This window comes from Burkholderia sp. HAN2018 (assembly GCF_024704855.1).
GTDB classification, from domain to species: Bacteria; Pseudomonadota; Gammaproteobacteria; order Burkholderiales; family Burkholderiaceae; genus Burkholderia; species Burkholderia cepacia.
Map to the genome: position 1 here is coordinate 1 of NZ_QOBB01000579.1, position 298 is coordinate 298.

The window sequence follows — 298 nt, forward strand, 5'->3', positions numbered from 1 at the left end:
GAAGTTGACCGCCTGGGGAGTACGGTCGCAAGATTAAAACTCAAAGGAATTGACGGGGACCCGCACAAGCGGTGGATGATGTGGATTAATTCGATGCAACGCGAAAAACCTTACCTACCCTTGACATGGTCGGAATCCTGCTGAGAGGTGGGAGTGCTCGAAAGAGAACCGGCGCACAGGTGCTGCATGGCTGTCGTCAGCTCGTGTCGTGAGATGTTGGGTTAAGTCCCGCAACGAGCGCAACCCTTGTCCTTAGTTGCTACGCAAGAGCACTCTAAGGAGACTGCCGGTGACAAAC

At 54.0% G+C, this 298-nt stretch carries 1 rRNA gene; it reads left to right on the forward strand.

Annotated features, from left to right (window positions below):
• Window positions 1-298, forward strand: a 16S ribosomal RNA gene (locus DPV74_RS41890); the annotation flags it as partial.